Raw genomic sequence first — 20,858 nt, 5'->3', positions numbered from 1 at the left:
AAAGGATGCTCTTTTGAAAACACCTCACTTTATTCAAACCGGAACCAAGCCTAGCCTCACTCAAGAAGTAGCCGTGGTGGATGAATATGGCGAAGCGATGACCCAGTCGATCGCATGTGAACAACCATTAACGGTTTTATTAAACTGGAAGGAAGTTGTGACCTTGATGACCTTAGGTGCGCGTCCGCAAGAGCTGGTCTTAGGCTATTTAAAAAATCAGAGTTTTTTAAGCGATCCGAGTCAACTGGAATCTGTGATTATTGACTGGGACACACATAGCGCAGCGGTCGTCACCAGCGAGCAAACCCAAGACATAGACAAAGCACTTGAGAAAAAAACCGTCACCTCAGGCTGCGGTCAAGGCACCATGTATGGCAACGTCATGGCAAGTTTGGAAGATTATCAAGTCCCTCAAACCGAGCTCAAGCAATCTCAAATCTACGCTTGCCTAGAAGCCTTAACTCATTTTAATCAAACTTATAAAAAAGCAGGTGCGGTGCACGGCTGCGCAGTATGTGAAGATGACAAAATCTTGTCTTTTGTCGAAGATGTCGGTCGTCATAATGCAGTCGATACCCTTGCAGGTGAGTTATGGCTCAAGCAAATCTCAGGAAATAACAAAATTTTTTATACCACTGGGCGCCTCACCTCTGAAATGGTGATTAAAGTCGCGCAGATGGGGATCCCTGTCTTATTGTCTCGTTCAGGGGTGACACAAATGGGTTTAGATTTAGCTCAAAAATTTGGTATCACTACCATAGCCAGAGCAAAAGGCTTACGTTTTCAAGTCTTTACTGGCGCAGAAAAAATCATCTTTGATGTTAAAGGTGACCAATAAGCTGTATTGTTTCAACTTTTTAGGACGGCTCTCGTTTTAAAAAATCTTTTCTTTCACAACACAATGAATAAGGATCATTTTATGAAATCTCGTTTTGCAGCGGTTTTACTCCTTTGCGCAAGTTTCTTGACTCACGCCGCCACAGATAACTCTGAGCTTCCAAAAATTCGTCTTGCGACAACAACGAGTACTTATCACTCTGGGCTTTTAGATTATTTATTACCTAAGTTTAAAAAAGATACAGGTTATGAAGTCGATGTACTGGCGACCGGTACAGGTAAAGCTTTGAAAATGGGTGAAAATGGCGATGTTGATTTAGTTATTACGCACGCACCAGCTTCTGAAAAAGCCTTCGTTGATGCAGGTTTTGGGGTTGAGCCGCACCATTTAATGTATAACGACTTCGTGCTTGTTGGCCCTAAAGCCGATCCGGCAAAAATCAAAGGCACTGACAAAGCAGCCGTAGCGCTTGAAAAAATTGCAGCAGCAAACCAAACCTTTATCTCTCGCGGCGATGACAGCGGCACAGATAAAAAAGAAAAAGCTTTATGGGCAAGTGTTAATGCAACGCCAGAGTTTGAAAACTATCGCTCAATTGGTCAAGGCATGGGCCCTGTGCTTACCATGGCAAATGAAACGCAAGGTTACACACTAACCGACCGTGGCACTTGGCTTGCGTATCAAGCAAAACTTGATCTTGAAATCGTGCTTGAAGGGGATGCTGAGCTATTTAACCCGTATCAAGTGATCTTGGTGAACCCTGCTCGTTATGATGGCCTAAACACGAAAGGCGCGCGCACTTTTTCTGATTGGTTGATTTCTGATGAAGGTCAAAAGCTCATCAACAGCTATCAAGTACAAGGCCAACAGCTATTTACTGCAAGCTATGACGGTAAATAACGACTAACGCTATGCAACTTTGGCAAACCACACAAGATGCAATAGCGCTACTCATACAATTTGACACGCACCTGTGGCAGATTGTATGGGTATCCTTTTCTGTATCCATCACCGCTCTCGCATTCGTCGCTTTACCTGCGATTCTTGCGGCTTTTATTTTAAGTTACTGTAAATTCCCCGGTCGATGGCTAATTTTATCTGCCATTCAAACCATGCAAGCCATCCCTACCGTCGTCATAGGTTTACTCCTGTATCTCTTGCTTTCACGCGCAGGACCTTTAGGCGATTGGCAAATGCTCTTTACTCAAAAAGCCATGATTCTCGGCCAAGCTTTTATTTGCTTTCCTATTTTAACCGCGATGATGCAAGCTGCGTTTACACAAAGTGATCGCCGCACGATAGAAACCGCCTACACCCTTGGCGTGTCTTACCCACGCATTGCGATGACGCTGTTATGGGAAACACGTTTTGCCCTTTTTGCCGCGCTTATCACCGCATTTTCTCGTATTATCACTGAGGTTGGCTGCTCGATGATGGTAGGTGGCAATATTTTAGGCAGCACCCGAAATATCCCCACAGCAATCGCTTTAGAAAGTCAAAAAGGTGCATTTGCACAAGGGGTTGCGCTTGGGATCGTATTATTGATTTTGGCATTGATTTTAAACATTGGTCTGAGCGTCACCAAAGGTCGATCGTATTTAAGGACTTGATATGACTTTTCCATTAGGGCTACAAGATGTGGTGATGTCTTTTAATGATCGCCTATTGTTCCACATTCCTCAGTTGTCACTCAGCCCTGGCGAGGCAATCTACCTTACTGGTGCCAATGGCATAGGTAAAACCACCTTATTAAAGATCTTATCTGGGCTGATAAAGCCCACTCAAGGGAAAGTCCTTGGCTTATCCCCTTGGTACCAACAGTTTTATGGACGCCGCAACCACCAAGCCGTGTATCTCCATCAAAGCCCATACCTATTTGATACCACAGTTTTTAAAAATATTTATTACCCCATTCGGTTTGAATCTGGCTTAAAACGTGACAAACGGGCGAAAGTATTGGATGCGATTCGCCGTGTTGGATTAGAACATTTAACCCACGAGCATATCAGCATTTTATCCGGTGGCGAAAAGCAGCGAGTGGCAATGGCTAGAGCTTGGGTCACCCATCCGCAAATTTTATTAATGGATGAACCCAGCGCATCACTTGATCAAGAGTCCATCTCTCGGTTAGTCTTATTGGCAAAAGATTTACTTCAGCGCGGCACAAGCCTTGTGATCACAAGCCATCAGCAAAATGCATTAACCGAGTTATGCCAACGCCAATGGGAAATAAAAGATCACAGCTTAACCGACGTTCCTATTTTACAAATTATTCAAGAGAAACAATATGTTAAAAGCATCGCAAATTGATTGGGTCATTCTCGCAGGTGGACGTGCAACCCGCATGGGCGGTCAAGATAAAGGTCTTATCATGCTCAATCAAGAGCCGATGATAAGCCATATTCTGCACCATTTAAGCCCGCAAACTGATTCAATTTATATCAATGCGAACCGCAATCTTGAGACCTATCAAAAATATGCGCCTGTTTTTAGTGATGAATCAAAAGATTTTGCAGGGCCGCTAGCTGGCATGCTGGCTGGCTTAAAACAGGCTGGCGAGCAGCCTTGGGTTGGTTTTATTCCCTGTGATGGGCCAAATATTCCTGCCGATCTTGCCGAGCGTTTTGTCAAAACGTATCAAGATGCAAACCAAAGTGATGCTCAAATTTTAGTTGCCCATGATGGTGATTTTTATCAGCCTGTGTTTACCCTCTTTCGTCGTGATCTCTTACCTAAACTCGAAGCATTTTTAGCCAGCGGTCAAAGAAAAATCATTGATTTATATAAAGATGCCACCACTATTGAAGTTGATTTTAGTGATGCGCGCGAAACCTTTATTAATCTCAATACGCAAGAAGATGTGAAAAATCACGCCGAAGTGATGCGCAGCGTGCAAGCACGAAAGAACCGCGACGCGCAAACACAAACCATGATTGAAAAGATGCCGACGCCAATCCTTGGCTTTGCCGCTTATTCTGGCACAGGTAAAACGACCCTTTTAGAGCAGTTATTGCCAAAACTGACGGCTGCGGGTTTGAAAATAGGTATGTTTAAGCATGCACACCATGCCTTTGATGTCGACAAACCGGGCAAAGATAGCTATCGCTTACGTAAAGCTGGCGCAGGTCAAATGCTGATTGCCTCACGTAATCGTTATGTATTGATGACAGAAACCCCAGAGGCGGAAGCCCAGTTTGTTGATCTTCTTGATCGCTTTGATCATCAAGCGCTTGATCTGATCTTAGTCGAAGGCTGTAAAAATTTAAGCTTTCCAAAAATTGAACTGCACCGTGAAGCCTTAGATAAACCTTGGCTCTATCCGTTTGATCCAAATATCATTGCTGTGTGTCATGATAGCCAATCCCTGCCGCACCCATTTTTAGATAAGCCTTTGCCTGAGTTAGAATTAAATGACTTGGATGCGATTGCCACCTTTGTCCAAGAATGGGCCAAGCAGTCAAAATCAACAGCGGCGCCAGCCTGCGTGACATCAAAGCAAGCCGTAACAGTGCAAAACGCAGCGCCATCCACTTCCAATCAATGTGACGTGCTTTCCCCTGCATTTTTATCGGTTGCCGAGGGACGCGAACGCATTTTGCAAACGTTAGCACCAATCGCTAACCAAAAATCTGAGAGCTTAGCTCTTGAGCAAAGTTATCACCGGCATTTAGCTACAGATATTTTCTCCCCACTTAATGTCCCAGCGCATACTAACTCCGCGATGGATGGTTATGCGGTTCGCAGTGAAGATTTTGTCAACCTTGAGGCTCATTCAGATGGTTTAACCTTTGAGTGTATCGGCACTGTGTTTGCCGGCCAAATGAGTGATAAAGTGCTTGGGAAAAACCAAGCGTTAAAAATTATGACAGGCGCGCCAATGCCACAAGGCGCAGATACTGTCATTATGCGTGAACTGGCAGACTTACAAGGTGACAAGGTCACTTTCTCTGAAAAAGTCTTGCCCTTTAAAGCCGGCCAACATGTGCGCCAAGCTGGGGAAGATTTAGCCAAAGATGCACTTGTGTTTGCCCAAGGCACACAAATTGCTTCTGCCCAAATGGGCATGCTCGCCTCGCTTGGTATCGCTCACGTTGAGGTACGCGCCAAACTTAAAGTCGCTATTTTCTCAACCGGTGATGAAGTGACAGCGCCCGGTCAGCCTCTTGCCAATGCGAGTATTTATGATGCCAACCGCTATAGCCTGACGGGGCAATTGCAACGTCTTGGTTGTGATGTAGTAGATCTTGGGATCATCGAAGACAATCAAGCCAGTATTGAAAACACCTTAACCAAGGCAAGCGAGCAAGCTGATTTGATTTTATCTTCGGGTGGGGTTTCCGTTGGCGATGCAGATTATATTAAAGCTGCATTAGATAAACTTGGGCAAATTGATTTTTGGCGGATTAATATGCGCCCGGGCCGTCCACTTGCCTTTGGTCATCTGTACACTGAAACTAAATCAGACGCTAAATCAGTGCCTTTCTTTGGTTTGCCGGGGAACCCTGTGGCAACCTTAATTGCTTTTTTAACCTTTGTGGAGCCGGCGATTTATCAGCTTCAAGGGCGCAGTGATTGGCAAGAAAATCTATTGCCTGCCATTGCGCAAGAAGATCTTCGCTCCCGTGTGGGACGCACTGAGTTTAGCCGTGGCTTTTATACGCTTAACAGCCAAGGGCAATTAGTGGTGAAATCGACTGGCTCACAAGGCTCAGGGATTTTACGCTCGATGCATGAAGCCAACTGTATCATTCAAATTGCGCCTGAAGTTGAAAAAGTCAAAGCGGGCGAAATCGTGATGGTGATGCCTTTATCTGGCAAGTTATAAGCTTATACGCTTGAAAGCATTTGCTTCAAAATAAAACAAAAAAGCTGCATTTAGGTACAGATTTCATACCTAAATGCAGCTTTTAGTTTGGTCAAAATTAAGCTTGAATGCCTCGATAAAACTTAATTTTCACATAAATTTCAATCGTTTTAATAAGATGTATTCACCCACAAAACATAAAAGCAAGAAAACGCAGAAAATACCGAATGCCCACGGACTGTCGACGCCTGGCATGCCGCCAATGTTGATCCCTAAAAGCCCAGTTAAGAAACTCACAGGTAAAAACAATGCCGCAATAATCGTAAATAAATAACTGTTACGATTCATAATTTCGTTTTGCTCTTGCTCCGCATCTGCCTTCATGATCCCCACTTGCTCCAGATAGAAATTAATCGATTCATTAATTCGGCTAATAGTATCGACGATATTTCTAAGCTTAGCTTGCAAATTTTCACAGGTATGATGCCCTGCTTCATAAAAATCACTCAGCGCGTAAAATTGAGGTTTCATAAAACGTTTAAATTTTAATAAGCGTTTATGGGTAAAATACAGCGCATCGGTATCATACCTTTCTTCTTCCTCAAGCTTTTCTAATGCTGTTTCGACTTGGTTTAAGTATTGCTCAATATTACGGTTTAAGCTTTCAACCATATTTAAGATCAAAAGCGCAATTGATTTTGGTCCTTTTCCCTCGCGTAACGCTTCACGAATTTGCGCAATCGCCCGTGACGGTGTTTTACGCGTGGAGATCAAACGATCTTTAAACCAATACAGACGTAAACTGAGCATATCATCCGCCTGCGCCCCTTCATTAAGGTTAACGCCGCGCAAGATCAATAAAAATGAGCCATCCTCATAGACCTCAAAGCGTGGGCGTGTATCATCCGCGGTTAAACTTTCAATCACCGCCGAATCAATGCCTTGCTCACGCATCCAAGTTTTAAGCCCTTTGGCTTCGCGCTGACAATGGCACCATTGATTGGCCTTGAGATTTATATCGTGATCAAGTGATGCTGCTATCGCCCCGCGGGGACCAAATTCCCAGTGATCAATTAAAAACTCTGCCATATTGTTCTCATTTTAAACGACTGATGAAAAGTTATGCTTGGAATGCTTCGCGCTGTGCAAGCGTTTCGTGCCAAGCTTTAATTGCTGGGTATTTGCCATACACTTCAATCTCGAGCGCTTTGATGCATACGCCAACAAACAAGAAGCCTGTGATGTCGACGATACTAAACTTATCACCAGCAATATAGGCTGACGCTTGCAGTCTTTTCTCAAGTTTAGGCAAAAATTCTTCTACGCGTAATTTTGACTCATCGCCCCATGCTTTGACGCAACGCTCGCGATCGCTATAGGCTCCGCTCAGGTTGCGGAAAGCTTGGAATGCCAGATAAAGACCATCTAATTCCAACACACGGTGCCACATTTCAATGCTAGCTTGCTCATATGGCGTTTCACCAAACAGGTGACCTTTATGATCATGCAGTGCATCAAAATAGCGACAAATCGCTACCGATTCACTTAAAGAATCGCCATTATCGAGTAAAAGTGTTGGCACCTTGCCGCTCACACTGATCGCCTGAAATTCTTCTTTTAGGTTATCACCACCACGAATATCAATCACTTCACGTGGGACGTCCACACCAATTTCTTTTAAGAAAATTGAGACGCGACGAGAACTTGGGCTTGGTGGTGCTTCATATAATTTCATGACAGATTTCCTTTCTTCTTAAAGATAACACTTTGTTAACAAAACTAGTTGAGTAACACTATATGTTCTCTCTTAGTTGGGTCAAGCTATTTTATTTTTATCAGGTCTTTATATAAAAAAACGCCGCCCATCTCACAAGGCAGCGTTTTGCATCAGATATAGCTTATTCGTTCAAGGCGCTGATGATGTCACGCCAATCGGCTAATTTAAAATTTTGATTTTCTTGCGCATACAAGGCGTTCACATTATAACCATCTTGGGCAATGAAAAAGCCTTCTGGGTATATACCATCAATCGCATAAGAAACCGCGTGGATCCCATCGGTTTCACTCGCCCCATCCAGGCCGTTTTGATCATCTGCAACCAAAGCAAAGGAGCCTAAATAAGTGTGTTCTTGCTCAAGATCATAGACTGCATAAGTATGATTACCTTGGCTAGAAGCTAATAAATAGCGCTCACCATTGGCTTCATAAATAGACAAGCCTTCCACATCATCGACTAAATTTTTTCCATCGATTTGGATGATCATCTGCCCCTCTGTGCTGGCATATTCCGACGCCTCAAACATCCAAATGCCTTCATCTTCTTCGCCGACATATAAGCGATCCCTTGTTGGATCACTAACGCAGCCCTCAGGTTGTGATGGCACACTTAAACGACGCACTATTTCACCAGATATCTCGCCTGAAGAAACCGTTAAGCGCCACTGTTCAATCTCGCCACTCTTGCCATTCATAAAGACATACGGCGTTCCATCATCGGCTTGATACATGCACAAGCCATACACTTCATTCAGCTCAGATAATAGTTGCCCTGATTGTGTATTATCTCCTACCGCAGACAAGCTTTGGATCACCGGCGCACCGCTATTTGGTGCTTGAATTTGATACAGTGCAATACTGTTATTAGAGCGATCACTAGCAGCGCCTAAGGCAATTGGCGTCGACGTATACCCATTCACTCTTTGGATGATATCCACATTATTTGGCTCGCCTTGATCTAGGTATTGCAACGTTTCCCCTTGCAAATTATAAGCAACTAAGCCGCCTTGTTTATTGGTTGCGATGATCAGGCTCTCCTGCGGCGCGTCTTGGTTATACCAAAATGCTGGATCATCTGCAGCGTCGCCATCATCTTCGACAGGCTCGGTTTCTGCGTGAACTGTGACTAATGCAGCATCCGCCTTTGCAATATCGTTGGCAGTTAAAGGGTTCACTATCGGCGCTGCGGCTAACATAGATGTTTGATTTAAATCTGTATAGGTAATTTTTTCATAAACCGGTTGCGCCAGCTCAGTATTGGCAAGCCAGAGTCCATCTGTCCCTGTGATGAGGGATTTCACGACCTCAAAGCCTTCAGGAACATATTGCGCATTAAATTGCCAATCTTCGCTCTGATACAAGGTTAAACCATTGGCTTCATCGCCAACCACAAGATAACCCTGCCCATCTTCTAAATAAACATAATCCAAACCTTCGATTTCACCAAGATGGCCTAATGGCGCAATCCCATCAACAAGTTGACGCGAGTTAATATCTTCAGGATCTGCGCCATATGCCCATACTCCAACATCTTGCTCTGCAATATATAAAGTTGCGCTGGCATCATCCACAATACATGCACTGAGCTCCCCTCCGATATTTAAACTACGCGCAGCAATGGCCATGCCTTGCGAATCAGTCAGAACGCTTTGGATGCTACCATCTTGATAATGCATCTTATACTGAGCCGCAACGCCCGCTTCACTGATGGCGGTCAAAAGTAACTGCCCATTGGTTGGATTTTTATACATGCATACCCCTTCAGCCGCCATATCTAAATCAAGTCGGCCTATATCTGTGAGTTGCAGTTGATTATTTTGGGTTGCAATACTATAAAAACCAATCGCACTTTCTTCAGGAAGCGCAAGCGCTAGCAAATCCACCGTTTCGCCAAAATCTGACGCGAGTTGATAGCGCACATCTGCGCCAGTCGGTTCAATGTTTTCTAGGTGCAATGTTTCAGCGCCTTGCGCATCATATGCCGCTAATCCATCCCCTTCTAACGTAGCAAACAAATAGGTCTCGGATGTATCTTGCGGATTTTGCCAATACGCGCCATCGCCAATGTCTTCATAACTCGTCTTAGTCTGCGCTGAACTTATAAGCGTATCTGTGGTGTAGGCGCCTTGGCTAGAACTTGAGTCAGAATCAGAACCACAAGCCGTTAATAAGCTTGTCGCAATCAAAGTTAAAGGTAAAAAAACGTTAGATTTCATGTGTTGCCTCCAAATAAATAGTGCTTAGCAATCTATCTATTGGATTTGACAAGTTTGTGACACCTAAAAATATAAAAGATATAAATCAATAGCTTATATTAATAAAAGGCAAGTAATGAGCTTTTAGGACTTTTGTTTAGCGACTTGTCTATCAGTATTAAGCGCAGCAAAAGCGGATATTTCTCAGTTTTCAAGCCTATTTACAGATACAAACTAAGATTCACTGAGCTTTTTTGACTACTTATTTTGTTCATCTATTCTTCATATCCACTGGCTACACTTCTAAGGTTTAAATGATTGTATTTAGGTAAATTATGTTGCATCAATATTGGAAACGTTGCGTTTATCAAGGACGAGAGATGTGCTACGCACTAAAGGTTCACCAGATTTGGTTTGTGCTCCAAAGCCTGCTTTTTTTATTGCTCTTACTTTGGAATCACCATTTTGGAAGCCTTAAACCTGCCGAGCAATGGGACTGGATAGATATTACCGCAGAAGGCTCATCTGTGGTGATGTGTCTCTTATGGCTCGCGTTTATTTTGTCTTTACGTCAACCTGGGGCGACGACGCGCTGCTTTGCGATTGGCTTTATTTGTATGAGCCTATCCTTGGCGCAAGACTTAATTGACGAATTTATCAAGTTAAGCCAGCACCAAAACATAGCGAATATGTTTGAATCTTTGGCTTTAGGTTTTGTTCTGATTATTTATGCATTTTGGAAGTGGCGCGAAGAGCAACAAGGTTTGACCCATTACCTGATCCAACGTCAAAAACTCAACGTGAATCACCCAATCCTGTCTCAAGGCCTAACCTTACCTGATTTTCAATTCTTAAAACAAAACATCCAGCAAGCCTCACAAAAAGATAGCTTAGAAGACCAATGGTTAGTCGTCATAAGCCTAGATCCGGGGCAAGTTTTACAAGCCCAACTACCCTGCGCACAAGTCAATAAATTGACCTTATTTATCTCAGAGTTACTCTTAATTAGTGTCCGTGAGCAAGATTTAGTCTGCCGTTATGCGGGGCAATCTTATATGATCTGGCTGCCCAATACTGATGAAACTCAAGCCAAGCGTCTCACGCAAACTGTGCATGAACAACTCAATCGCTATATCTTTCATGTATCCAACAGCCAAAGTTTAGGCTTTACTTGGCATGTTAATTTGGTGCCAAAGTCGAAGTCTGAGTACGCAAAGAGAAGTCCAGAACTGTTACTTAAGGAGGCAATAGACCTGATATCTAAACAGCAGCGCATGCCTGCCGCGCCGTTATCAACCAATCCTGATAGTGAAATAACCAATGCTTGCTAAGCTTGAGATTCAATCTTGTCAATCGATAAGCCTAGATCAAAAGGTGCTGCCTGCGCATCAACACTTGGCATTGTTATTTGATTTGATCCAAGAAAAAGGTCTAAATCTTGACTATTTACTCTGCAAAACGGGGATTTTTCAAGACGATCTGACGGATCTCAACTACAAAATAAGTGCCAAGCAATTGTCACAACTTATCATCAACTTAAGCCAAACTGGGATGGCTGATGAATTAAGTTTTTTATATGGTCAGCGGCTGTTTTTAAGCTTTTTTGATCCACAAAGCCATTTATTAACCCATGCACCGGATAGTTTAACCTTACTGAGAAATCTTTCGACGCATCAGTTGGTATTTTTTCCACTTTTAAAGTTGGTCATTCAAGCCAGTGAAACCGATATTTATTTAAGCTTTGAAGATCCCTTTGGGGTCAGCTTTGGGCTGACTCAATCTAAGAGGCGTGATTATATGGATTGGCTAGTGGAGAGTTTCATTAGTGGACTCGTAAGCTTATACCAGTGGTTAAGCAAGCAAGCGCCAAACTGGCAAATTCAAATGCCTTGGCATGAGAGCAAACAGCCCTATTATCATTTATATTGGCAACAAGCGGATAAGTTTGACGCTGGGGATTATATATTAGTTAAAAAAGAACCTACATTAGAGCCAATCGACACGGCTTCACCGCGTTTGTATGCCATGGCAAATAAGCGTGCCCACCCAATTGAAATAGGTTTTTTAAGTTATATTCGTGAGTATTTTCGGCAATCTTTGCAAGCGCCGCCAAGCCTAGAGCAATTGGCCGAAGACTTGGCTATTAGCCCTGCGACCTTGAAGCGACGTCTTAAAGCTCATCATACAAATTACCGCACCCTGCTAGATGAAGTGCGCAAGCAGCATGCGGATTTTTTATCTAAAGTCTATGCCTATTCAGATGAAAGGATAGCGCTTGAAATGAAGTTTTTTGATGTCAGCAATTATCGCCGCGCGTTTAAACGTTGGCTGTCGCTTCACACCTAACGCATTACCACATCAAATCATCTGGCACGACAAAATCTTTATATGGGTCATCTTCATCGACATCTTGCTCCACATCTACTTGGTTGTTTAACACAATGTAAGATGCATCACGTTGCGCGATTTTATCCGCAGCATTAGCGGAGATCACAGCATAACCTTCTCCAACACGCACAATGGCTAAACGACCTTTGACCAACTGCTTTTGCATATCTTCGGTCACATCTAAGAACTTCACTTTGTTGTCGTCGGTAAAGTTATAACGTACTTCACCTGCGCTTAAATCCAAGCGGTTCATTTCAATCATTTGTTTAATTTGCGCTTGGATCTCTTTGGCACGGGCTTGCTCTTTTTGCGCCGCAGCTAATTCTTTATCACGTTGTGCTTGCGCTTCTTTATTTGCCGCCACAGCCTCACGCGCTTCACGAACTTGAGTGCGTGACTTTTTAGATGATTTTTTAGCTTTGGCGAGTTTTTTTTGATTCACAAGGCCAGCTTTAAGCATTTGTTCTTGAAGAGTTAGTTTTGCCATGAAGATCTCAATAATAATTAAAAAAGTGTCTATCTTGCCCAAAATAAGTGGCATACAATCAAGAGGATTGCGGCTTCAACTATGCTAAAACTAGCATCTTGAGGTTACTTGGGTATATTGGCTTCATAATAAATCGAATACCCTTTGAATTCAAACCACAAATCGACATTTCAGCCGAATAATAGGTCTTTGTATGGCTTCTGAGCAAACGCCCGCTTTACTCCATAAATACCGCAAACCACGCTTTGCCCTCTCGCTTGGCGCCTTTGTTTGCTTTGCTCATCTTTATCTATTCCAACCTATGTTGCCTGATCTGGCGCGTGCATTTGACGTATCGGCAACCTTAGTTAACTGGGTACTTGCTAGCGCAACCTTAGCATTAGCTCTAGGCTTATTGCCTTGGGCTATTTTGTCTGAAAAGTATGGCCGCCGCCCCTTCATGCTGATGAGTTTATACGCCATTCCTGTGATAAGCCTGCTGATGCTGAGCGCCTCAAACTTACACGCTTTAATCTTCTTACGAGCACTTTTGGGTCTATTTTTAGGCAGTTATGTCGCCATTGCGTCCGCTTATATGGCAGAAGAGTTTCCACCGCAAGTTTTTATCGCTGCCATGGGGGCATATGTGGCGGCAAATGCGTTAGGTGGGATCACCGGCAGGGTTTATGGCGGGCTTGCAACGAGTTATCTTGACTGGAAATATGCCTTATTGATCTTAAGCCTAGTCACGATTATTGCTGCGTTTTATGTGCATAAACACTTACCTAAACAGCAGAACTTTGTTGCCAGTGATGCGAATTTTAAACAAGAGACCCAAAAAGCGATTCGCCACTTAACCAATCCAAAACTGTGGATAGCGATGCTCATTGGCGGATTAAACTTTGCCCTTTTTGTGAACCTTTATTCGGTGATGGGGTTTCGTTTAACTGCGCCGCCATATAACTATCCGGTTGGGATCAGCGCGATGATCTTTTTGTGCTATTTTGCCGGCACCATTAGCGCGCAGTTAACTAGTATTTGGCGCAAGCATTATCGCGCCACACAAGGCATGTGCATGGGCAGCATCATTTCCTTGCTTGGGATGTTTATTACCTCGGCAGCGCATCCGCTCGCCATGATTGCGGGCTTATTGTTAATCAGTTTTGGCGCATTCTTTACCCATGCCATGGCTTATGCTTGGGTGAGTCAACACGCGCAGCAAGCCAAGGCAAGTGCCAGCGCCTTGTATTTAATTCATTATTATACGGGCGGCAGTCTGGGCGGCTTTTTGCTTTTATATTGCTGGGAAGTGTTTGCTTGGCATGGAGTGATTTATGCCGCATCTTGCTTATATCTACTTCTATTTGTGGCTATCTGGCGTCTTTCACGATACAACCAAATGGCTTAATTAAATAAAAGTCGAGGTTTACCTGCGATATCCAAGCGCTCAACTGGGCTGTCAAACAAAGCGCTTAATCGCTCACTTGTCATCAGTTGATTCGTGTCACCAAAGCCTTGTACTTGACCCTTTTTGAGCAGTAAAACTTTATCGGCAAACTGCAAGCTACGGTTTAAATCATGACTCACCAAGCAGACCATCAGCCCCTCTTTGGCAAGCGCGTCAATAAATGCATACAGCAAACCTTGTTGCGCAATATCAAGTGGTGCGGCTGGCTCATCAAGCAACATGAGTTTTGCCTGTGGGTTTAAACGCGGCAAGACTTGCAGCGCGATCCCAACCAAACGTACCCGTTGAAATTCACCGCCTGAAAGCTGGTTTAGATCTTTATCTAGCATGCTTTGTATTTGCAGTGAAGTAGCTAATGACTTCAATGCGCTATCAAACTCAGCTTTTTTTGTCCATGGTTTGCGCGCTAAAGATAGAAAGTGGCTGACAGATAGATTAAATGCCATGTGCTGACTTTGGGTTAAGTAGGCTCTTAAATGGGATAAAGTTTGCATTGATTGGCTGCGCAGATTTAGCTCATCTAGCCAGACTTCACCTTGATAGCTAGTCAGCCCAGATAACGCTTGCAAAAGACTCGACTTACCGCTGCCGTTCGCGCCCAAGATATGCAAGATCTCGCCAGCTTGTAGCTGAAAGTTGACCCCTTGAACCCTTTTTTCAAGGCCTAAGTTAATGACATTTAAGCTCATGATTTTAATAACATCCAAATAAAAATAGGTGCGCCGAGTGTGGTGGTCACAACCCCTAATGGCAATTCAGCACTTGGCAGCGCAAAACGTGCAATCACATCGGAGAAAACAAGCAGTCCTGCCCCTAAAACCGCCGAAAATGGCAACACATATTTATTTTCATAACCTATCCATAAGCGCACAAAATGCGGCACCACGAGGCCAACAAAGCTTATTACCCCAGCTAAAGCGACAGAGAAACCGACTAAAATTGAGATAACTAAAATAAGTTGCCAGCGCATACGCAGCACATCGACGCCAAGCTGCTTTGCCCCCTCTTCGCCAAGCATTAAATAATCGAGTTTCTTACTTTGTAAAATTAAAAATGCCATGCAAGGCAGCATCAAAACACTTAAGCCTAGTTGTTGCCATGTGACGCTGCCAACGCTGCCCATCAGCCAATACATCAAAAGGCGCAAGTTTAAATTATCGCTAAAATAAAATGCCCAAGTCACCACGGCGCCAGAGATGATCCCAAAGGCCACCCCAATAAGCAGTAAGCGACTGGTTGAAAGGCGAAAATAATGGCTGCTGGTCACCAAGATAAAGGTGATCCCCAAGGCGCCAATAATTGCAGGTAAGAATTGCCCAAGGCCATCAAAAAGATTAGGAAAGATAAATAAAGTCAGCACCAATGCCATGCTCGCGCCACCTGAAATGCCAAGCATGCCAGCTTCTGCCAAGGGGTTTGCGAGTAAGACTTGCAAGCTTGCACCAGAGATGGCTAATGCTGCGCCAATTAAAAGGCAAGTCAGGACACGAGGCAGGCGCAACTCAAGCAACACTTGGCTGGCAAGATCGCTTGAAGTGTTGGGATCAAAAAATGACAGGTCGCCCCAAAAGAGCGCAATACTGATGCTAAGCAGTAAAAACAGACTGATCCCAGTCGCTGAGAGATGGAGCCGATTCTTAGAAACCAATGTATGCCCGACCGTTAAAGATAAAAGGCATAGGTTAACTGTGATTTTTTTCAATTGCAAACGGCAATAAATCACTTTCAATTAAAGGACTTGCAATTAAACCTGCACGTTGCCCCACTTCTACCGCGTCATTGGCAAATAAGATGATTTCTCCTGCCTTGGCAAGGTAGCCTTGTGAGGTATCTTTGGCGATTTCAATATCCGTTTCAAAACGATTGAAATTTATTAATTTATCTGGCTCTAAGAAATGTATCCCACCTTTATTTTCAATAACTTGAGAAACTTTATAAAAGGATGTGGAATGGCTTAGTTGGCGCTGCGGTGTGCGATTTGATTCAAAGCCATCTTTATGCGTCAACAGTTCACGCAATGGGGTTTCAAATCGGGCAAGATCCTGCGGATTATTCTCCCCTAGCGGTTTGAGTTGTCCAAGCTCTAAAGTGGCGGCATGCGCGCAATAAAAAGCATGGCTAAACCAACTTAAAGTTGAAGAAGCTTGATTCGACACCACCACAGCATCCATATTTAAATGGATTAACATCTGGTGCAAACGTTGGCTACGCTTTGGGTCAATCGGTAATGGGCTAATCGCAAAGTGCGGATAAATCGAGGGGCGAATGGAGCAATGCAGATCAAAATGCCATCTGTGGTGCGGGTTAGTTGTTGCATAAAAATCAGCTAAAGCGTGCTTAATTTGACGCGCGATATTGGCTTCAATGCCTTGCGCAGCAACCTCTTCTTCATCTTGATTGGCAAATAAGCGGTTTAAATTTTGCTCAAAGTAGCGCACATGGGCAAGGGTTGCTTTGGCGTGGGCGAAGATAAATAAACACGGCCAATGCAGTGCTTGTTTTTGATTGAGAATATCTTGCGCAATCTGTGCCAAGCACTCTATCGGCGCCGTCTCATCACCATGAATCCCAGCCGAAAGGACAATACTTTTATGCAGATCCCATACCTTTGGATCTTTCATTTCATAATGAGGATATATCTCTTGCGCCTGCCCGCCTTTTTTATCTGAACATGGCTTATCGAGTCGCGGCCGCAGCGCAAAGATGCCATCACCTAGAATTTCGATATCTAGATGTGGCAAACGCGTATGCCCAAGTGGCCAAGATGAATCCAGATAACAAGCAAGCAAGTCTTTTTGCATTAATTGAATAAATTGCAGCATACATCCTCCTTGATAAATACTTCAATTATTATTCAGCATGTTCGTTAAAGCTTAGATGACAATAGGTATAAGATCCTTTTGCGCTATCATTAATTCAAGCTTAGGTTCTCGGTTATGCTTGTCAATAAATATGCAGATTCGCTTATCTAGCATTTGAGAAAGCGCAAAATCTAGCTCAGATACTTCATGATAAATGGTTCGCTCTGCGTCACGACGCACAAGATCGATAAACTCAAACGGACAATCGGCAGGATAAAACACACACTCAGCCTGCTGCATCAAACGTAGTGCTTTTAAGCTTAACATTTCCGCGTCATCACCAAACTCGATCCAATGGACGCGTCCTTGCTGCTCAGGCGCTTGTTGCAGCAAGCTTTGATATAAATCTTCTAATTCATGTCTGGTTTGAATATTTTCAAGACTTGGCGCTTCAAAAAACACTTCCCAGAACTTGCGTCTGTCATCCACACTTGGCAGCTTTTGCTGAATATCTTGACGCTTACTCGCGGCAAAGTCTGCTAATAGAGCTAAGTTTTGCGCCAATTGGCTTTCAAGGCGCTCACGCAGTTTACGGATCAACACAGGTGAACTACCACCGCTGGAGATCGCGATTTGAATTCGCCCACGATTTAAAATGGATGGGGTAATAAAGTCACAATGTTTAGGGTCGTCGACGACATTGACTAAAATATTAGCGGCGTGGGCATCTTGGTACACTTGATGATTTAAGCTTGGGTTGTCTGTCGTCGCCCAAACTTGGATAAAGTTATCTAACATTCCCGCGTGATAAAAGTCTTGTAGCCAAATCAGCTCGCCTTTATCTACAGCTTGTTTAAGTTGTGGGTGGATTTGCGGCGCAATTAAAGTGACCAAGGCGCCAGCGCGCAGCAAACTCTCGACTTTACGACAAGCTACCTCACCGCCACCGACAACAAGGACTGGCTTTTGGTTTAAGTCTAAAAATATTGGAAAATAACGCATTGGGCTCCTTAACATAGATTCAAGCCGGCCAACTGGCTTTGGCTGAACCTTTATTCCATAATTGGGTCGTAATCTTAGGTCACTGAGGTGACATTGCATGTTACAACTTTTTCCGTTTATCTAAGATATTTTCAGTTATCATATACATAATAGCTAAATAAAGAAATAATAAGGATATATCAACTTCTTATCTGAAAAATCTTTTAGACTAAGGGTTGATTTGTGATCAAAAAGACCACATATTTAAAGGGACAGTGGTATGTTGGAACCCCTTTATATATCTAAGTTTATACCCTGAAAGTTTGGGCATATCTAGACCAACTTATCAACTATTCGCAAAAATGGAGTCGAACATGAACAATCAATATGTAACTCAAACTGCCTCGCAGTCTGCGCTACAAACCAACAAGGTGTTGCGTAATACATACTTCTTGCTATCAATGACCTTGCTTTGGTCTGCGATTGTTGCGGGCGTATCAATGGCAATGAACCTTCCGCGTCCTGGCATTATATTAATGCTTGTCGGTTTTTATGGCTTATTATTCTTAGTCGAGAAAAACCGTGATTCAAGCCTTGGACTCTTGTTCACTTTCTTGTTTACTGGATTTTTAGGTTACACCACAGGCCCGATTCTAAATGCTTACGTTGGCGCAGGCATGGGTGATGTGATTGTCATGGCGCTTGGCGGCACAGCACTCGCATTCCTTGGCGCTTCAGCTTATGCACTGACCACTAAACGTGATTTATCTGTTTTAAATGGCGTGATGATGGCAGGTTTCGTGGTTCTTCTTGTGGGCATGGTGGCAAATATCTTCTTGCAAATCACCGCGCTTCACATGGCAATGAGTGGCCTATTTATTTTGTTCTCAACCGGCGCAATCTTGCTTACCACGCAAGGCATTGTCCGTGGTGGTGAAACAAACTATATCTCAGCAACCATTACGCTGTATGTATCGATTTATAACCTATTTATCAGCTTGTTAAGCATCCTAGGTTTTGCAAATAACGATTAATTTTATCACTAACTAGACTTATCTAGTTGGTTGAAAGAATAAAGCCCGAAGCAGAATTAACTTGCTTCGGGCTTTTTGTTGCGCCTCATTTAGCTAAATCATTAGACTTTCACGAGCTTGCAGTTCTCTTTATCAAACCATAAGTAATCAGGGATAAGCTCAACCTCTTCAAAATAACGACGCAAAAAGTCAAGCAGCAGCACAGTCAACAAACTGCGACGGCGTGATCGGTTCAACTCACGGGTTAAGCATAAATGCAGTGCTAAGGACTCATTTTTATACCTTAAGGTAAACACCACCTTATTATTCTCTTCGATAAAGCAGCCGACTTGGCAAAGTTTATCTTCTGGGTTTAACGCATGCTTTTGAGCAATTTTAAGCGCCCTGTCGATATTACTAACTCTTTGATCGCTAAGCATGATCCCTTGCACTAAGGTGTCACTTATGTATTCATTTTGATTGAGTACATAGCCAAGTTCGCCGCCTGTTGCTTTATCAATAAAGCTCAACCTTACCTTACGTTTTTCAAGTAACGCGCCTAAATGGGACAACAAATCTTGCTGCTCACTGACAATAAAGGGTGCGATTTGACTGCGAATATTCTCAAGAATTTGCGCTTTGTCAGCAAACCCTGTCGGCGTAAACAGCTTAATTTCTATATAAGGCACATACGAGCGATAGCCTAGAAACACCCCATCAGGCAAAGCGATCGGCTCAAGAAGTTCTGCTAGCGCCGATTCACCAGCGCCAATCGTATAAATTTTGAAGCACTCTTGACCATTGGCTTGGCTAAATCGCGATTTTAAGTATGGCAAGATATAATCTTGTGTCATGCGCTTAAATTCAGACGGCACACCAGGCGTATAGATGAAATTCGTTTGGCCGATTTTATGATTAAATCCACACGCTGTGCCAACTGGGTTATCGATCATCTCTGCGCTTTGTGGGATCATCGCTTGTTTGATATTGCTTGGTGGCATTTCACGATTATATTGCGCAAAATACTCTTGCATACGCAAAACCCAAGATTCTTCTAAACGCAAAGACTCGCCAGCAGCATTTGCAGAGGCCTGCGCACTGACATCATCAGTGGTTGGCCCAAGACCGCCATTGACTATCACCACATCACAATCTTGACTCATTTTAAGTAAGGTTTGTGACAAGCTATCCAGACCATCGCCTACCGTCATGCGATAATCAAGACCAAAGCCATGAGCAAAGAGTTGCTCGGCAAGCCATGCGGCATTGGTATCAACGATATCGCCATGTAGCACTTCTTCACCTGTGCTAAGCATTGCTATTTTCATAGGGTATCCTTTTGATTTATATATCCATTATTATTCAATAAATTAGCTAAAAAAAATGCGCGAGCTATCCCACAAAAACAACTAATTAAGATAAATTTTGTATAAAAAATACACTATACTCAGATTAGCTATCTAGCTGACTGATAAGTAAATCTTCCATTATGACAGCGCTTTATTGTGGAAAGATTATAAACGAAATAATGAGTCTAGGAGTTTTTATGAAAGAATTATTTATCGTCAATCTTTCAGGAACAGCAAAGCCTGAAGAGCTCAAACAACTTGCCACAGAGACAGCAGCATTTGGTGGTGATTGGCTATATAGCCAAATTCATTACATGGATGACCAAGTCTCTGCGCTGATTAAGGTGCAATCGTCTGAAAAGCAAGTTGAACTGATTAAAAAGCTATTTCGTAAAAACCCTAAACTACACGCCATCATCACCCCTTGCAAACACCCTGCGCACAATGAGCAAGATAGCTTTTTACTGTTACTCTCCTGCCCAGATAGAAAGGGGCTGATCCGTGATATTACTTATATCCTTGAGCAGCAACGGGCAAAAGTTTTATCCTTTACGAGCCAAAGAGTGTTTATTGCGCGCACCAATTATGTGGATCACCAAGAGTTTTCTGCAACCATTGAATTACAGTTGCCGATCACATCCCACATTCAAGACTTGATTCATGAACTTGAAGGCTTAAACCAAAATGCGACGGTGAAACTCAGCCAAGTCACGCATCAAGACACAAACAGCGAACAAGAAACACCTTTAGTCTGAATCCTTGCTTAACTTGCAAACAAA

Annotated in this window: 19 protein-coding genes and 1 pseudogene; 11 read left to right on the top strand and 9 right to left on the bottom strand. The window is 43.3% G+C overall.

The window, feature by feature from the left end:
* Window positions 1-13: 13 nt before the first annotated feature.
* The 6 genes and pseudogenes from AC2VOY_RS00620 to AC2VOY_RS00595 all read left to right on the top strand — a co-directional run bounded on the left by AC2VOY_RS00620 (window position 14) and on the right by AC2VOY_RS00595 (window position 5,663).
* On the top strand, window positions 14-838 hold the full coding sequence (locus tag AC2VOY_RS00620; RefSeq protein ID WP_491831682.1) for a formate dehydrogenase accessory sulfurtransferase FdhD: 825 nt from the start codon (window positions 14-16) through the stop codon (window positions 836-838).
* Between the two features lie 81 nt (window positions 839-919).
* Window positions 920-1,738, top strand: a complete 819-nt coding sequence (locus AC2VOY_RS00615; protein ID WP_491831681.1) for an ABC transporter substrate-binding protein — start codon at window positions 920-922, stop codon at window positions 1,736-1,738.
* An 11-nt stretch (window positions 1,739-1,749) separates the two neighbouring features.
* On the top strand, window positions 1,750-2,448 hold the full coding sequence (locus tag AC2VOY_RS00610; RefSeq protein WP_491831679.1) for an ABC transporter permease: 699 nt from the start codon (window positions 1,750-1,752) through the stop codon (window positions 2,446-2,448).
* Between the two features lies 1 nt (window position 2,449).
* A complete protein-coding gene (locus AC2VOY_RS00605) occupies window positions 2,450-3,148 on the top strand; it encodes an energy-coupling factor ABC transporter ATP-binding protein (RefSeq protein WP_491831678.1) in 699 nt (232 codons plus the stop codon).
* Window positions 3,126-3,641 (top strand): annotated as a pseudogene (gene mobA, locus AC2VOY_RS00600) (molybdenum cofactor guanylyltransferase MobA); the annotation flags it as partial. The gene AC2VOY_RS00605 and the pseudogene mobA, both read left to right, overlap by 23 nt.
* Window positions 3,642-3,767: 126 nt before the next feature.
* The gene (locus AC2VOY_RS00595) at window positions 3,768-5,663 is read left to right on the top strand and encodes a bifunctional molybdopterin-guanine dinucleotide biosynthesis adaptor protein MobB/molybdopterin molybdotransferase MoeA (RefSeq protein WP_491833085.1); all 1,896 of its coding nucleotides are present in this window, start codon (window positions 3,768-3,770) and stop codon (window positions 5,661-5,663) included.
* A gap of 129 nt (window positions 5,664-5,792) precedes the next feature.
* Here the strand turns inward: AC2VOY_RS00595 and AC2VOY_RS00590 are convergent, their stop codons facing one another.
* The 3 genes from AC2VOY_RS00590 to AC2VOY_RS00580 all read right to left on the bottom strand — a co-directional run bounded on the left by AC2VOY_RS00590 (window position 5,793) and on the right by AC2VOY_RS00580 (window position 9,634).
* Window positions 5,793-6,731 carry a CorA family divalent cation transporter gene (locus AC2VOY_RS00590; RefSeq protein WP_491831676.1) on the bottom strand — a complete coding sequence of 313 codons (939 nt, stop codon included), beginning with the start codon at window positions 6,729-6,731 and terminating at the stop codon, window positions 5,793-5,795.
* 31 nt (window positions 6,732-6,762) lie between these two features.
* Window positions 6,763-7,377: a glutathione S-transferase family protein gene (locus AC2VOY_RS00585; RefSeq protein ID WP_491831675.1), complete on the bottom strand. Its 615-nt coding sequence runs from the start codon at window positions 7,375-7,377 to the stop codon at window positions 6,763-6,765.
* 163 nt (window positions 7,378-7,540) lie between these two features.
* Window positions 7,541-9,634, bottom strand: a complete 2,094-nt coding sequence (locus AC2VOY_RS00580; RefSeq protein WP_491831673.1) for a phytase — start codon at window positions 9,632-9,634, stop codon at window positions 7,541-7,543.
* Window positions 9,635-9,948: 314 nt separating this feature from the next.
* On the opposite strand from AC2VOY_RS00580, the gene AC2VOY_RS00575 reads away from it, so the two are divergent.
* The gene (locus tag AC2VOY_RS00575) at window positions 9,949-10,944 is read left to right on the top strand and encodes a diguanylate cyclase domain-containing protein (protein ID WP_491831671.1); all 996 of its coding nucleotides are present in this window, start codon (window positions 9,949-9,951) and stop codon (window positions 10,942-10,944) included.
* Complete coding sequence (locus tag AC2VOY_RS00570) at window positions 10,934-11,959, top strand: helix-turn-helix transcriptional regulator (RefSeq protein WP_491831670.1); 1,026 nt, start codon at window positions 10,934-10,936, stop codon at window positions 11,957-11,959. The genes AC2VOY_RS00575 and AC2VOY_RS00570 overlap by 11 nt, the downstream gene beginning before the upstream one ends.
* Before the next feature lie 4 nt (window positions 11,960-11,963).
* Here AC2VOY_RS00570 and AC2VOY_RS00565 read toward each other — a convergent pair whose 3' ends face one another.
* The gene (locus AC2VOY_RS00565; protein WP_491831669.1) at window positions 11,964-12,488 is read right to left on the bottom strand and encodes a DUF2058 domain-containing protein; all 525 of its coding nucleotides are present in this window, start codon (window positions 12,486-12,488) and stop codon (window positions 11,964-11,966) included.
* A 193-nt stretch (window positions 12,489-12,681) separates the two neighbouring features.
* Between AC2VOY_RS00565 and AC2VOY_RS00560 the strand changes: the two genes are divergently transcribed.
* Window positions 12,682-13,875: an MFS transporter gene (locus AC2VOY_RS00560; RefSeq protein ID WP_491831667.1), complete on the top strand. Its 1,194-nt coding sequence runs from the start codon at window positions 12,682-12,684 to the stop codon at window positions 13,873-13,875.
* Here the strand turns inward: AC2VOY_RS00560 and AC2VOY_RS00555 are convergent.
* Genes AC2VOY_RS00555 through AC2VOY_RS00540 form a run of 4 tightly spaced genes read right to left on the bottom strand, consistent with a single transcriptional unit; the run spans window position 13,872 to window position 17,738 of the window.
* Window positions 13,872-14,624 carry an ATP-binding cassette domain-containing protein gene (locus tag AC2VOY_RS00555; protein WP_491831666.1) on the bottom strand — a complete coding sequence of 251 codons (753 nt, stop codon included), beginning with the start codon at window positions 14,622-14,624 and terminating at the stop codon, window positions 13,872-13,874. The genes AC2VOY_RS00560 and AC2VOY_RS00555 overlap by 4 nt on opposite strands.
* Entirely contained in the window at window positions 14,621-15,643 is a 1,023-nt protein-coding gene (gene btuC, locus AC2VOY_RS00550; protein ID WP_491831664.1) for a vitamin B12 ABC transporter permease BtuC, read from the bottom strand. The genes AC2VOY_RS00555 and btuC overlap by 4 nt, the downstream gene beginning before the upstream one ends.
* A complete protein-coding gene (locus tag AC2VOY_RS00545; protein ID WP_491831662.1) occupies window positions 15,618-16,757 on the bottom strand; it encodes a succinylglutamate desuccinylase in 1,140 nt (379 codons plus the stop codon). The genes btuC and AC2VOY_RS00545 overlap by 26 nt, the downstream gene beginning before the upstream one ends.
* Window positions 16,758-16,808: 51 nt before the next feature.
* On the bottom strand, window positions 16,809-17,738 hold the full coding sequence (locus tag AC2VOY_RS00540; protein ID WP_491831660.1) for a precorrin-2 dehydrogenase/sirohydrochlorin ferrochelatase family protein: 930 nt from the start codon (window positions 17,736-17,738) through the stop codon (window positions 16,809-16,811).
* A gap of 353 nt (window positions 17,739-18,091) precedes the next feature.
* Between AC2VOY_RS00540 and AC2VOY_RS00535 the strand changes: the two genes are divergently transcribed.
* Window positions 18,092-18,751, top strand: a complete 660-nt coding sequence (locus AC2VOY_RS00535) for a Bax inhibitor-1 family protein (RefSeq protein ID WP_491831658.1) — start codon at window positions 18,092-18,094, stop codon at window positions 18,749-18,751.
* A 101-nt stretch (window positions 18,752-18,852) separates the two neighbouring features.
* Here the strand turns inward: AC2VOY_RS00535 and AC2VOY_RS00530 are convergent, their stop codons facing one another.
* A complete protein-coding gene (locus tag AC2VOY_RS00530) occupies window positions 18,853-20,058 on the bottom strand; it encodes a CinA family nicotinamide mononucleotide deamidase-related protein (protein ID WP_491831656.1) in 1,206 nt (401 codons plus the stop codon).
* Between the two features lie 218 nt (window positions 20,059-20,276).
* Here AC2VOY_RS00530 and AC2VOY_RS00525 point away from each other — a divergent pair, with 218 nt between their 5' ends.
* Window positions 20,277-20,834: an ACT domain-containing protein gene (locus tag AC2VOY_RS00525; protein ID WP_491831655.1), complete on the top strand. Its 558-nt coding sequence runs from the start codon at window positions 20,277-20,279 to the stop codon at window positions 20,832-20,834.
* Window positions 20,835-20,858 lie beyond the last annotated feature (24 nt).

The sequence above is a fragment of the Vibrio sp. KMM 9700 genome (assembly GCF_058545285.1).
Note: the sequence above shows the minus strand (reverse complement) of the source record. Positions and strands in the feature narration are given on the sequence as shown.